The sequence below is a fragment of the Corynebacterium sp. ACRPF genome, from assembly GCF_022347395.1.
Classification (GTDB): domain Bacteria; phylum Actinomycetota; class Actinomycetes; order Mycobacteriales; family Mycobacteriaceae; genus Corynebacterium; species Corynebacterium tuberculostearicum_D.
In genome coordinates, this window is record NZ_JAKRNB010000007.1 from 53,331 (window position 1) to 66,576 (window position 13,246).

General features: G+C 58.3%; 10 protein-coding genes and 1 pseudogene. 5 read left to right on the forward strand and 6 right to left on the reverse strand.

The genetic code is table 11. The annotated features are described in order from the left end of the window. Positions 1 to 58 precede the first annotated feature (58 nt). Positions 59 to 1,141: a glycerate kinase gene (locus tag MHX61_RS04555; protein ID WP_239193144.1), complete on the forward strand. Its 1,083-nt coding sequence runs from the start codon at positions 59 to 61 to the stop codon at positions 1,139 to 1,141. Here MHX61_RS04555 and MHX61_RS04560 read toward each other — a convergent pair. Beyond that, positions 1,138 to 1,536, reverse strand: coding sequence for a hypothetical protein (locus MHX61_RS04560; protein ID WP_239193146.1), 399 nt, complete (start codon positions 1,534 to 1,536; stop codon positions 1,138 to 1,140). The two genes, MHX61_RS04555 and MHX61_RS04560, sit on opposite strands and share 4 nt — an antisense overlap. A 36-nt stretch (positions 1,537 to 1,572) precedes the next feature. Between MHX61_RS04560 and MHX61_RS04565 the strand changes: the two genes are divergently transcribed. Further along, the gene (locus MHX61_RS04565; RefSeq protein WP_239193148.1) at positions 1,573 to 2,778 is read left to right on the forward strand and encodes an amidohydrolase; all 1,206 of its coding nucleotides are present in this window, start codon (positions 1,573 to 1,575) and stop codon (positions 2,776 to 2,778) included. Positions 2,779 to 2,876: 98 nt separating this feature from the next. Beyond that, positions 2,877 to 5,267 carry a glycogen/starch/alpha-glucan phosphorylase gene (locus MHX61_RS04570; RefSeq protein WP_239193150.1) on the forward strand — a complete coding sequence of 797 codons (2,391 nt, stop codon included), beginning with the start codon at positions 2,877 to 2,879 and terminating at the stop codon, positions 5,265 to 5,267. 73 nt (positions 5,268 to 5,340) lie between these two features. Here MHX61_RS04570 and MHX61_RS04575 read toward each other — a convergent pair whose 3' ends face one another. After that, on the reverse strand, positions 5,341 to 6,390 hold the full coding sequence (locus MHX61_RS04575) for an alkaline phosphatase (RefSeq protein ID WP_239193152.1): 1,050 nt from the start codon (positions 6,388 to 6,390) through the stop codon (positions 5,341 to 5,343). A gap of 111 nt (positions 6,391 to 6,501) precedes the next feature. On the opposite strand from MHX61_RS04575, the pseudogene MHX61_RS04580 reads away from it, so the two are divergent. Both MHX61_RS04580 and MHX61_RS04585 read left to right on the forward strand, forming a co-directional pair. After that, positions 6,502 to 7,846: pseudogene (locus MHX61_RS04580) on the forward strand (IS256 family transposase). Positions 7,847 to 7,940: 94 nt separating this feature from the next. Further along, a complete protein-coding gene (locus MHX61_RS04585) occupies positions 7,941 to 8,633 on the forward strand; it encodes a hypothetical protein (protein ID WP_239193154.1) in 693 nt (230 codons plus the stop codon). 7 nt (positions 8,634 to 8,640) lie between these two features. On the opposite strand, the gene MHX61_RS04590 is transcribed toward MHX61_RS04585, so the two are convergent. The 4 genes from MHX61_RS04590 to MHX61_RS04605 all read right to left on the reverse strand — a co-directional run bounded on the left by MHX61_RS04590 (position 8,641) and on the right by MHX61_RS04605 (position 13,231). Continuing rightward, the gene (locus MHX61_RS04590) at positions 8,641 to 9,531 is read right to left on the reverse strand and encodes a cation diffusion facilitator family transporter (RefSeq protein ID WP_005328806.1); all 891 of its coding nucleotides are present in this window, start codon (positions 9,529 to 9,531) and stop codon (positions 8,641 to 8,643) included. 295 nt (positions 9,532 to 9,826) lie between these two features. Continuing rightward, positions 9,827 to 11,242 carry a pyruvate kinase gene (gene pyk, locus MHX61_RS04595; RefSeq protein WP_239193234.1) on the reverse strand — a complete coding sequence of 472 codons (1,416 nt, stop codon included), beginning with the start codon at positions 11,240 to 11,242 and terminating at the stop codon, positions 9,827 to 9,829. Positions 11,243 to 11,401: 159 nt separating this feature from the next. Next, positions 11,402 to 12,355, reverse strand: coding sequence for a prolipoprotein diacylglyceryl transferase (gene lgt, locus MHX61_RS04600; RefSeq protein ID WP_239193156.1), 954 nt, complete (start codon positions 12,353 to 12,355; stop codon positions 11,402 to 11,404). A 45-nt stretch (positions 12,356 to 12,400) separates the two neighbouring features. Next, the gene (locus tag MHX61_RS04605; RefSeq protein ID WP_239193158.1) at positions 12,401 to 13,231 is read right to left on the reverse strand and encodes an indole-3-glycerol-phosphate synthase; all 831 of its coding nucleotides are present in this window, start codon (positions 13,229 to 13,231) and stop codon (positions 12,401 to 12,403) included. Positions 13,232 to 13,246: the final 15 nt, after the last annotated feature.

Here is a 13,246-nt window from a genome sequence, read left to right on the forward strand (position 1 = left end):
CCGTTCGAATCTTAAGCCGCGCAGTGCCCCATCGCACACGGGCTTTATAATTGCGGGCATGCATATTGTCGTCGCCCCAGACTCGTTTAAAGGCACCGCCTCCGCGCCCGAGGCCGCATCCAGCATTGCTATGGGAGTGCGCCAAGCGCTTCCCGACGCCACGGTGACCACCCTGCCCATGGCCGATGGCGGCGAAGGCACCGCCGCTGTCCTCGCACAGGCGGCAGCGGCCGGTGGACAATCCGCCGAGACCATTACCCTGCCCACTACCGACGCCATTGGCCGATTGACTCAGGCAAGCTATGCCCTCGCCGGAACCACTGCGTTCATTGACGTCGCCGCTGCCACCGGGCTGCCCGCCGTGCAGGACAGCCTTGATCCGCTCCACGCCGATTCCTATGGCACTGGCGTGCTGATCGCGGACGCAGAAACACGTGGCGCTACCTCGATCGTGCTGGGATTGGGCGGCACCGCCAGCATTGACGCCGGGATGGGCATCCTCACCGCACTCGGCGCCGCCGCGCACGATGCCCGCGGCTATGCCCTGCCCAAGGGCGGCGCTCCCCTCGTTCAGCTCGACCACATCGATACAGCGCAGCTCAATATCAAGGCGGGCATGCTCGACTTCACACTGCTGGCAGATACCCGCGCTACCCCAGTGCAGGCGGCAACCATGTACGGCCCGCAAAAGGGAGCTCAAGGCGAACAAGTAGCGCTGCTGGCCGGCGCCATGCTCCAAGCCTGCGAGGTTACCGGCACCGATGCAGATTCTGTATTCTATGGCGCCGCGGGTGGCCTTCCCATTGGCCTGTCCTGGCTCTCACGCACCCTCTGGGGCTCAGACGAACACGTGCGCCTCCTGTCCGGCGGCACGCACGTGGCCGCTGCACTGGGCCTTCCGGAAAAGATCGCCGCTGCCGATCTCGTCCTCACCGGCGAGGGCCGCTTTGATGAGCAGTCTTTGACCGGCAAGGCAGTCGGAACTATCACGGATCTCGCCCGGCAAGCCGGAACTCCCGTGGGCATCATTGCCGGCTCCTTTGAGCATGACACCGACGCCTACTGCGCTCGCCTTAGCCAAGAAGGCTCGTTGGCCCAGCAGCTAGCGGCGGCCGCTGGGGACATCGTCAAGCAGCTCTAAGGCCGAATGGACAGTGACCACGGGAAGATTGCGGGCCGCTCATGCGCCAGCTCGTCTTCAAGCAATACGTGGTCCTTGGGCAGCACTGCATGCGGGGTGAGAAGGCGCGAGAGCACCATGCCCAGCTGGTTAACCGAGCCACTCACGCCCGCCACCGCAATGTCGTAGCGGTGCACGCTCGCGTCCTCAAGGTCGCGGTCCTCATGCTCGTCGCGATAATTTTGCCGCAGCTGCTCTTCTAGTCCCTCTGGAAACTGCGGTGCCTTGAGGCGGGTAACGTCAGCTGAGGAAAGCGAACCGCTCTCCACCAGCTTGTCGGTGGCGGTGGTAAAGATGTCCGCGACGCGCTCTGCTTGCGCGTTGGGAACCAAAACATCAAATTGAATAACCGGCATAGCGCTAACCCTACCCAATCCCTAAGGTGTGAAACCATGTCTGATTCTGCCCGCATCGCCCAGCTAGTCACTTCCCAGGAAGCCGATCTGGGGTGGCAGCAGGACTTTTATGAGGACCTGCACCGCCACCCCGAGCTTTCGCATGAAGAAGAGCGCACCGCCGGTCGCATCCGCACCAAACTCGCCGATTTTGACTGCGAGGTAGTAGAAAACATCGGCGGCTTTGGTATGGTCGCCATCTTCCGCAACGGCGATGGCCCCACTGCTTTGCTGCGTGCGGACTTTGACGGCCTGCCCGTGGAAGAGGCCACCGGTGTGTCCTATTCCGCCACTAATGGAAAGATGCACGCCTGCGGGCACGATATGCACACCACGGCGCTGCTGGGTGCCTGCGCGCTTCTCGACGCCTCCCGAAGCTCCTGGTCCGGCACCTTCCTCGCCCTTTTCCAACCGGCCGAAGAATCCTCCGTGGGGGCTAAGGACATGTTGGCCGATAACCTCATCGAGCGCGTGCCGCGTCCCGATATTTGCCTTGGCCAGCACATCATGCCCGGCCGCGCCGGCACGGTGCGCCACACCGCAGGCCCCATCATGGCCGGCTGCGATTCCCTGCGCATCCGCGTCTTTGGAAAATCGGCCCACGCTTCCATGCCCCATAACTCCATCGACCCCACCTATATCGCGGCCATGATCGTCACCCGCCTCCAAGCCATTGTGGGCCGCGAGGTCGCCCCGCACGAGTTCTTTGTCATCTCCGTAGGCGAGCTTCACTCCGGCGATAAAAACAACATCATTCCCGAATCCGCCGAGCTCGTGCTCAATACGCGCTATTACGATCCCGCACTCGCGGAAAAGGTCTATGCCTCCCTCGAGCGCATGGTCAAGGCCGAGTGTGTGGCGTCCGGAAGCGAGCAAGACCCGACCTTTGAGTACTACGCGCACGGCGAGGTCACCGATAACGACCCCACGGCCCACGCACCAGTGGCCGAGGTTTTCGATGCCGCCTTCGGCTCCGATTCGGTCATCGCCTCCCCTTCTACCGCCTCTGAGGACTTTTGCTATCTACCACAAGCATGGGGCGTACCTTATGTCTTCTGGCACATCGGCTGCACTCCGGAAAATGAGTTAGAGGATCCACCTGTCAACCACCAAGCGACCTTCCTTCCGGACTATGCCCCGACTGTCTATGCCTCCACCCGGGCAGCATATGGTGCGGCATTGACCTACTTGGCAAAGCCCTAGGTACCCGGCGCGCCTTTCCCTATTCCTCCCTGCAAGGCTGCGCCAATCCTATTAAGCTGGCAAGCGTTTCGTGACTTCCCACTAACTTAAGGTTTCACATGAGCCAGCCACGGCACTCTGTTTTCGAATCCACCGTTCCCTCCCATGTTCGTGCGGCCTCCGGAGTAAGCCCGCACAGCGCTTCCTACCGCAAGTTCTGGTCGGGCCTATCCGGCGCCGTCATGGAGCAGATTGCCGATAACTGGGAGCGCACCCGTTCCGCCTATGCTGCGACCCGCCAGCAGCATTACTTCTCCGCGGAGTTCCTGCAGGGCCGCGCGCTGCTCAATAACCTCACTAACCTGGGCTTGGTCGACGATGCCAAGGCAGCGGCCACCGCTGCCGACCACGAGCTGAGCGATGTCCTCGAAGCCGAGCACGATGCCGCGCTCGGCAACGGTGGCCTCGGCCGCCTTGCCGCCTGCTTCCTCGATTCCGCTGTCACCCAGGACTACCCCGTCACCGGTTATGGCCTGCTCTACCGTTACGGCCTTTTCCGCCAGTCCTTTGAAAATGGCTTCCAGAAGGAACAGCCTGATGCATGGATGGAAAACGGCTATGACTTCATCATCCGCCGCGCCTCCGAGCAACGCCGTGTCCACTTCGATGACATGGACGTGCGCGCCATTCCCTATGACATGCCTATCACCGGCTACGGAACCGATAACGTAGGCACGCTACGCCTGTGGAAGTCCGAGCCCATCGATGAATTCGATTACGACGCCTTCAACTCCCAGCGTTTTACGGAGGCCATTGTCGATCGCGAGCGCGTCATGGATATCTGCCGCGTGCTCTACCCCAACGACACCACCTACGAGGGCAAGGTACTGCGCGTTCGCCAACAGTACTTCTTTGTCTCCGCATCCCTGCAGACCATGGTGGATAACTACATTGCCCAGCACGGCGAGGACCTCATCGATTTTGCGCAGTACAACTCCATCCAGCTCAATGACACCCACCCAGTGCTCGCCATCCCAGAGCTCTTGCGCATATTGCTCGATGACCATGGTCTGAGCTGGGATGCGGCGTGGAAGATCGTCACCGAGACCTTCGCCTACACCAACCACACCGTGCTCGCGGAGGCACTGGAGAGCTGGGAAGTGTCCATCTTCCAAAAGCTGTTCTGGCGCATCTGGCAGTTGGTGGAAGAAATCGACCGCCGCTTCCGCGAAGATATGGCCCATCGCGGCCTGGATCAGGGTCGCATTGACTACATGGCGCCGGTGTCCAACGGACAGGTTCACATGGCCTGGATCGCCTGCTACGCTGCTTACTCCATTAACGGTGTCGCCGCCCTGCATACCGAAATCATCAAGGCCGATACGCTGTCCGAATGGCATGAGCTCTGGCCAGAAAAATTCAACAATAAGACCAATGGCGTCACCCCGCGCCGCTGGCTGAAGATGTGCAACCCCCGCCTGGCAGAACTGCTCACCCAGCAGACTGGTTCCGATGCGTGGGTTACTGACCTCACCCAGCTGGCCAAACTCGCCGATAAGGCCGACGATACCGACCTACTGCGAGAACTCATCGCCATCAAGCAGGCCAATAAGCGCGACTTTGCGCAGTGGGTAAACGACCACCAAGGCGCCGAAATAGACCCTGATTCCATCTTTGACGTGCAGATTAAACGCCTGCACGAGTACAAGCGCCAGCTGATGAACGCCCTCTACGTCCTTGACCTCTACTTCCGCATCAAGGACGAAGGCGAAACCGTGCCGAAGCGTACTTTCATCTTTGGTGCCAAGGCCGCGCCGGGCTACGACCGCGCCAAGGCGATTATTAAGCTCATCAACACCATCGCAGACCTAGTCAATAACGATCCGGCCACCAAGGACATCATCCGCGTCGTCTTCGTAGAGAATTACAACGTCTCCCCCGCAGAGCACATCATCCCGGCCGCTGATATCTCCGAGCAGATTTCTGTGGCTGGCAAGGAAGCCTCCGGCACGTCCAATATGAAGTTCATGATGAATGGTGCCCTGACCTTGGGCACCATGGATGGAGCAAACGTAGAAATCGTCGAGTCGGTCGGCGAGGACAACGCCTATATCTTCGGCGCCCGCAATGAGGAGTTGCCGCAGCTGCGCGTCGAGTACAACCCAGGCGAGCTTTACCAGAGCGTTCCTGGATTGGCCCGCGTACTGGATGCGCTTGTCGACGGCACCTTGGGCTCCGAAAATGCCGGGCTCTTCAGCGATCTGCGTGCCTCGCTTCTCGACGGCTACGGCGAACACGCACAAGACCAGTACTACGTCTTAGGCGACTTTGCCGACTACCGCGAAACCCGTGACCGCATGGCTGCCGAATACGAGGCAGACCAACTTGCCTGGGCCAAGAAGGCGTGGCTCAATATTTGCTACTCTGGCCGCTTTTCTTCCGACCGGACCATCGCGGACTATGCCAACGAGGTGTGGAAGATCCAGCCGACCCCGATTTCCCAGCGCTAAGAAAAGTCCTGCCCCTCCGCTTCTGCAGCTGAGGGCAGGACTTTAACGTGGCGTTAGGCCTACTTCCGTTTGTTTAGCGCAGGCCGACGCGCTTTAGCTGCTCATAGATGGGCTTTAGGTCAATATTGAGCACACCCATCTGCGTGGCTAGGAAACCGAGTCCGCCAACGACAGCGCCCAAGATTCCTAGGCCTGTAGCTAGACCTGCGGCAAAGCCCTTGCTGCTGCCCTTCTTTCCTGCATCATCCGCCGGATTAGTAGTACTTCCCGGCTGCTCTGGCTCGTCGGCAGAGCCGGCGTCACCATTCCGCCACTCATCAAAGACCAAGTTGGCCACCAAGGTGTTATCGATGAAATCGCCGCGCACCGAATCCGTACCGGAGGTATTAGCCATGATGTCCTCAGAGCCTGCACCCTTGAAGAAGAATGGCACCAATTGGTTGGTGTGCTGCCCGGAGTACCAACCGTGCCGAGCGACCTTACCCTTTTCGCCTTCCATAGCGTTGAAGCGATTATCCGCCTCAGGGTTATCCTCAGTCGGAGCCTCGTTCGCCCCGGAGAGATAGCCGGTTTCGTGGTCTGCGGTAACAACCAGCAGGGTCTCCTCCCACGAAGAGTTCTCCTCTACCCACTTGATGGCGGCATCGACCGATTTGTTGAAGTCCTGGGTCTCTTCGATGTCGCGCACTGGGTTATTGCCGTGTCCGGCCCAGTCGATGGCACCGCCCTCGATCATGACGGAGAATCCATCCTCATCCTGACCCAGTGCGTTGAGCGCGCCGGTGGTCATGGTGGGGAGATCCACGACGTCGTTAAGCGGGTCAGAGTGCGGCGCCTTCGCCTCGCCAGAGCGGGAGTTCTGCAGGGTGGATCCTACCTGTGCGATACCCCAGTACTTCTGGTCCGGCTTGACGTCGCCTTCCGCCATTTTTTTGAAGTCATCGTTGGACTCAAAGTAGTTCCAGTCGGTCTCGCCAGCGGAAAGCTTGACGTAGTCCTCCTCGTACATGAAGCTGTAGTCCGGAGTATCGACCTTTTGGTAGTCATTGTCGTAGAACGGGTGGCCAGCGGCCATGACCAAGTCGAGGGCGCTGCCGAGCATCTCGCGGCTGATGTCCGGCAACTTATTGCGGTCCTTGTTGTGCGCGGCCCACGCCGCCGGAGTGGCTTCGGAATAGAGAGTGTCTGATGGTTTGTGTGTGGGTACCTAACCTGCATGAGGAGATGGACCAGAATGACTACTGTGGCGAGACGAGATCCGGCTGATAAGGCCAAGATTGATGCGATTGAAAAGAAGCTGCTTGCTAACCCAGAAATCGCGAAACTAATTGATGACCTAGGCACGTCTACAACGGATGCCAATGACCTGGTTCGCGGCATGTTGCAGGCCTCGATTACCAGGGGACTCAACGCGGAAATAGATGCCCACCTTGGCTACGAGTCTGGCGACAGGAGCGCTAAAGCTGCTGCTGGGACAGACAATTACCGCAACGGGTCGTATCCAAAGACCGTGGATTCTAACTATGGGCCATTAACCGTTGATGTCCCGAGGGATCGGGCGGGAACATTCTTGCCGACTATGGTCCCTAAAGGCTCAAGACGTTTAACTGATGTCGATGACATGATTGTCAGCTTGTACGCCGGTGGGATGACCATTAGGGATATCCAGCACCATATGGCAACTGCGATGCGGGTTGATATTTCCCATGAGACGATTTCCGCAGTCACCGATGCTGTCCTCGATGAGGTCATGGTCTGGCAAAACCGCCAGCTAGACGAGTTCTACCCGGTCATTTTCCTGGATGCGCTGCGCATTAAAGTCCGCGATGGCGGCCGAGTAGTCAACAAGTCCGCGTACATGGCAATCGGGGTGGGACCTCGACGGAATAAAGCACATTTTGGGATTGTGGATTGCCAAAGAAGAAGGCGCTTCATTTTGGGCGCAGGTATGCGCCAATCTTTCTAACCGTGGGGTCAAAGACGTCTTTATCGTCTGCTGTGACGGGCTGAAAGGCCTGCCTGAAGCAGTCGAGGCAACTTGGCCGAACTCTATGGTGCAAACCTGTATCGTGCACCTGATTCGTGCCGCTAACCGATGGGTAGCCTACAGGGATCGCCGGGGCGTATCGGCCGCGTTGAAAAAGATTTACACCGCCACGGACGAGTCCACAGCTAAGGCTGCCTTAGACGAATTTGAAGCCTCTGAATTGGCAGAAAAGTATCCACGCTCAGTCAAAGTCTGGCGAGATGCATGGGCGCGTTTCGTACCGTTTCTCCAGTTCCCACCAGCAGCCAGCAAGGTCATTTACACGAAGAATTCGATTGAATCATTCAACAATGTACTGCGGAAAGCTACCCGCAACAGGGTGCAGTTCACTAACAATGAATCAGCGCTCAAGACGCTATGGTTGATGATCTGCAATATCGAAGACAGACGAGCTGCCAAGAGAGCGAAGCAGGGCAAACGAGTCTCAGCGACAACCGGCAGACTCATGGAAGGGACCCGAGTTTCCGGCTGGAAACAAGCCATTAACCAAATGGCCGTGGCCTACCCCGACCGCTTCGACAAATACCTATAAACCTAGCCCCACACACAAACAACTTGACACCCTCCGAACAAGCAAGCATTGATAGATGCAGGTCTGCACTACATTTTGTCGGTGAAACCCCACCGTGCCTGAGGTGATTAAAACCTGGCGGCGGGAAATACCTGGTGAAGCCTACGCACACGGCCAGATCTGGACACAAGCCTCGGCAAGCGATGCGCGCAAACACACAACCCCGAATACGGTGACCCACTTCCAGTACTCCTATGATCGGGCCAGACGCGGCCTGCGCGGAATCAAAGAGCAAGTCGCAAAAGCCAAACGCGCTGTTGACGGCGAAATCGCCATTAAGCGCAACCGCTATTTCGATCTTTCCACCCCGAACAAGAAGGTCAACTACGCTCTTGCTGCCAAACACCGAGCCCTAGCCGGAATTAAAGGCTATGAAACCGACCTGACCGCTCTTCCCGCCCAGGAGGTTATCGGGCATTACCGCAGGCTATTCCACATTGAAAATGTCGTATCGGATGTCGAAATCAGACCTGAAAGCACGCCCAATCTATGCGAGGAAACAAAACTCGATCACAGCACATCTCAATATTGTGATGGCAGCACTAGCCGTGACCCACCTGATGGAGACCCGCAGTGGTCACTTCATCAAACGCCTCGTGAGAACACTCAAGAAATACCGCAGCTTTCAACTCGTCGTTGGCGGCGAAACCATTCACGCCGCCGTACCATTCCCGCCCGACCTCACTGCCACCATCCAAGTAATCACCGGCCGCGAACTTCCGCACAAAATTGGCCTAAGTCAGGTTAGAAGGGAATCAGCACACCGTCTCGTGGGATTCGTGCTCTGGGTGCTCAATCTGGATGGTGGAGTGCTCGATACCGTGTTCGCGCAGGGCCTGCTGGGCGGCATCCAACAGCGGGCCGGTGCCGACGGTGCCGTCGCGCACGATATGCACGGTCGTGAGCACGTTCACGCCGTCCAGGCTCCACAGGTGCAGGTCGTGGATGTCAGCAACGCCCTCGACCTGCCGCAGCGCGGGCTCGATCGCACTGGCGTCGAAGTCCGCCGGGACTTGCTCGAGCAGCACGCTCGCCGAAAGCCGCATGAGCTGCCAGGCGCGCGGCAGCACCATCGCCGCGATCGCTAGGGAGGCGATCACGTCCGCCGCCACAAACCCCGTGGTCAGTACCACAATGCCGGCCACGATTACTGCGACCGAGCCGAGCATATCCACTAACACGTGCAAGAACGCGCCCTCCACGTTGATCGAGGATTTGCGGTGCCGGTGCAGAACCCACGCCGATAGCGCATTCGCCACCAGGCCGATCACCGCGATGATCAGCATCGTTTTTCCCTGCACTTCGGCCGGGCTCTGCAGGCGGCGCACCGCCTCGACGACAATCCACACCGAGATCGCCAGCACCATCACTGCGTTCGCCAGTGCAGCAAGCACCTCCACTCGTCGGTAGCCGTACGTGGCCTGAGCCGATGCTTGTCGGCGCCCAACCAACACCGCTAACACCGCGATGATCAACCCCGCAGCGTCGGAAAGCATGTGCATCGCATCCGCCATCAGCGCCATCGAACCCGCCAACCAGCCGCCGATCAGCTCCGCGAAGAAGACGGTGCCGGTAATGCCTAGCGCAATCAAGAGTGCGCGCAGCGGCGTGCTGGAGTGATCGTGGTCGTGGTGCTCGTGTGCCATGCACTCAGCCTATCCCCGTCGACGCTTATTGACAATTAAATGAAAATGGATGGCGGTAAGCGCAGCCACTTAGGCCAAGTCGGCCTGATTTAGGTCATTGTGCAGTTGTCCTTTGAATATGTAGAGAAGCTGAAACAAGAACACACATAAACTAATGCAACTGCATGTCAAAAAAGCGGCGGCCGAGTGTACGCGAGGTAAATATAAAACTACTTTTGTATAAATTGATAGAGAAAAGCGCCGCGACCCGTGGAACGTGTTAAAAGGAGGGTCGCGGCGCTTGTACCAAAAGAAATTACTTTTTGGTTTCACCCAACAGATGGCACTGAATCATGTTGGTGTTACCAGCGATTCCTGGAGGGGTACCAGCAATGACGACAATCATGTCGCCTTCCTCATACCTGTCCATCTCCAGCAATGCATCATCGATGGCTTCCATCATGTCATCGGTGGACTTAACGTGCGGGCTCAGGAAGGTCTCAGCACCCCACGTGAGAGCCAGCTGGGAACGAACCGCTGGGTCCGGAGTAAATGCCAACAGTGGCAGGTGGGAGTGCAGGCGAGCCACTCGCTTAGCGGTATCACCGGAGGTAGTAAAGGCTACGATGGCCTTTGCATTGAGACGTTCGGCAATATCGCGGGCGGAATAGGACACCACACCACGCTTGGTGCGCGGAACGTGGGACAGCGGTGGAACCTTGCCACCATCTTCAGCATTAGCCACGATCTTGGACATGGTGCGCACGACGTTCTGCGGGTCAATACCCACGGAAGTCTCACCAGAGAGCATAACGGCATCGGCGCCGTCGAGAACGGCGTTAGCTACGTCAGAAGCCTCTGCACGGGTCGGGCGCAGGTTGGAAATCATGGAATCCAGCATCTGGGTAGCCACGATGACCGGCTTAGCATTCTCGCGAGCAATCTGGATAGCGCGCTTCTGGAACAGCGGCACGCGCTCCAGCGGCACCTCAACACCGAGGTCGCCACGGGCAATCATGATGGCATCGAATGCCAGCACGATGGACTCGAGCGCGTCTACTGCCTCAGGCTTTTCCAGCTTGGCAATGACCGGAACGCGGCGACCCTCTTCGTCCATAATCTCGTGGACCTTATCCACATCTGCTGGGGAGCGGACGAAGGACAGTGCCACGAGGTCAACGCCGAGATTCAAAGCGAAGCGCAGGTCAGCGATATCCTTTTCCGACAACGCCGGCACAGAGATATCCATACCAGGGAGGGAAACGCCCTTATTATTGGAAACTGGGCCACCTTCGGTGACCTCACAGACGACGTCGTTGCCGTCGACTTCCTTACAAACAACGGCAACCTTGCCGTCGTCAATCAGCAGGCGGTCACCTGGCTTAGCATCTTTGGCCAGGCCCTTGTAGGTGGTGGAGACGCGGTCATGGGTGCCTTCGATATCGTCCACGGTAATGCGGACGATCTGGCCGTTATCCCACTGCTCCTCGCCGTTGATAAAGCGGCCAAGGCGAATCTTAGGGCCCTGGAGGTCCGCCAAGATACCTACGGCACGGCCGGTCTTATCGGTGGCCTGGCGCACCCAGTTGTAATTCGCCTCGTGGTCTGCATGCTCGCCGTGAGACATATTCAGGCGGGCAACGTCCATGCCGTCCTGTACGAGGCGCAAGATGCCGTCCTCGCTAGCAACGGCAGGGCCGAGAGTACAAACAATCTTCGTTCTTCTATCCAGCATTATTGGCCTATTCCGTCGGGGGAAACTGAACACTCCCCAACCTACTCCTTCGAAAGGATTGGGGCCACAATTTTTTGGTTCCATTTTCTGAACGGACACCACAAAATGCCCCATTTCCCACAAAAACAAATCCAACCGGGCACACTTGGGCAGTATTTACGTCGATAAAGAGCCCGGTTGCTGCCCATCAGATACCGCGTGCTCTGGGCTGTGCTCATCAGCATCCCGGCGCTCCGCCCAATACTTAGGATCTACCTCTTCGGGAGACTCTGGTCCCTGGCGGTGCCTATCAAGCACGAAGAAGACAATCGCGGCGATGATAAAAATCATTAGGGAGACGATGATATTCACGCGGACCCCAAAGATATGGGTCGCCTCATCGGAACGCATTCCCTCAATGAAGAAACGGCCCAAGGTATACCCCATGACATAGAGGGCAAAGACGCGCCCGTGCCCCAATTTCCAGGCCTTGTGAGCCCACAAGAGGAAAAGGCAGACCAAGACATTCCACACCAGCTCGTACAAGAAGGTCGGGTGCACCGAGGTCATGACCTCACCCGTGGAATGTCCGGAAACGGGAGCATAGCCACCATTTTCATTGACGCGGTAATAGATGTCTAAAGCCCACGGAACGTCGGTCGGGCGTCCGTAGAGCTCCTGGTTAAACCAGTTACCTAGGCGTCCAATCGCTTGCGCGAGGACGAGGCCTGGCGCCACCGCGTCAGCAAAGGGGCCGAGCGGCACCTTCTTCACTTTAAAAAGCACCCACAAAGCTAATGCGCCCAAGGCTACGGCGCCCCAAATGCCCAGCCCGCCATTGGTGATCTTCAGCGCGTCCGCGGGATTGCAGCCATCGCAGAAGTACTTCTGGTTATCGGTAATGACGTGGTAGAGCCGCCCGCCAATGATGCCGGCTGGAATGACCACGATGGCGGCATCCCATACTGTGTCTGGGTTACCGCCGCGTGCGGTGTAGCGGCGTAAGGTCATTCGCAAGGCGACGATAATACCTACGATGATGCACAGCGCATAGGCACGAATGGGAATGGGCCCCAACTGCCACACGCCCTGCGGCGGAGACGGAATATTTGCAAGAATTTCTGTGTACACGTAGCCAGTGTGCCTTATCCCCCACCCCACCAGCTAGTTGGGGTCTTATTCTATCTTGCGCGCGGGGCACGCTGGATGCTGCCCGGCAGCCACCAAAGAGCGCGCCAGCGCCGTAGGATCCTGGGCAGCCATGACTGATTCGCCCACCAAAACTGCATCGGCGCCGCGTGAAGCATAGTGAAACAGGTTGCGCGCGTTATTTACCCCGCCCACTGCGATGCGCAGGATGGATTCGGGTAAGCCCGGGGCGATATCGTTAAACGCCTCGCGGTTAATGGCATCCGAAGCCAACGACCATGCATTAATGGCGATGATGCTACTTCCCGCCTTGATTGCGCGGTCGACCTCGGCGCAGTTGCGCACCTCAACGATGGCGGCCATCCCGAGCGATTCCACCCGGTCCAAAAGTGCCTCCAGGCGAGCTTGCTCTAAGAGCTCAACCTGCAACGGAATAGCATCGGCCCCAAAGCACCGGGCTTCATGAATTTGGTAAGGGTCCACGATGAGATCGCGCGACATCATGGGGATATCAATCGCAGCACGGGCAGCTGCCATATCTTCTAAAGAACCGTGAAAGCGGCGGAAATCGGTCTGGCATGCCATGAGATGTACGCCGCAGTGTTCAAAGGTGCGGGCCCATTCCGCCATCTGTTCCGCAGAGCCAACATGAGCGATTTCGCCGCCGTAGGGTACGGCACGCTTGAGCCCCGTGATAACCGAGCAGCCTGTGCGCAGCAACGCCGCGCGGGCATCCCGGGGAGGCTCCATGTCACGCGAGCGCGCCTTCACCTCTTTGAAAGACACGCGGGCTTCCCGCGCAGCGACGTCCTCCAAGACTCCTGCAACAAGGTGGTCAACGGCAATGGGCGTAGGCATCAGCACCTCCCTCCA

Excerpts from the sequence above, each read along its gene's own strand:
- MHX61_RS04565 (WP_239193148.1), top strand. The coding sequence starts at position 1,573 with ATGTCTGATTCTGCCCGCATCGCCCAGCTAGTCACTTCCCAGGAAGCC.
- MHX61_RS04590 (WP_005328806.1), bottom strand. The coding sequence starts at position 9,531 with ATGGCACACGAGCACCACGACCACGATCACTCCAGCACGCCGCTGCGC.
- MHX61_RS04560 (WP_239193146.1), bottom strand. The coding sequence starts at position 1,536 with ATGCCGGTTATTCAATTTGATGTTTTGGTTCCCAACGCGCAAGCAGAG.
- MHX61_RS04555 (WP_239193144.1), top strand. The coding sequence starts at position 59 with ATGCATATTGTCGTCGCCCCAGACTCGTTTAAAGGCACCGCCTCCGCG.
- MHX61_RS04570 (WP_239193150.1), top strand. The coding sequence starts at position 2,877 with ATGAGCCAGCCACGGCACTCTGTTTTCGAATCCACCGTTCCCTCCCAT.
- MHX61_RS04605 (WP_239193158.1), bottom strand. The coding sequence starts at position 13,231 with ATGCCTACGCCCATTGCCGTTGACCACCTTGTTGCAGGAGTCTTGGAG.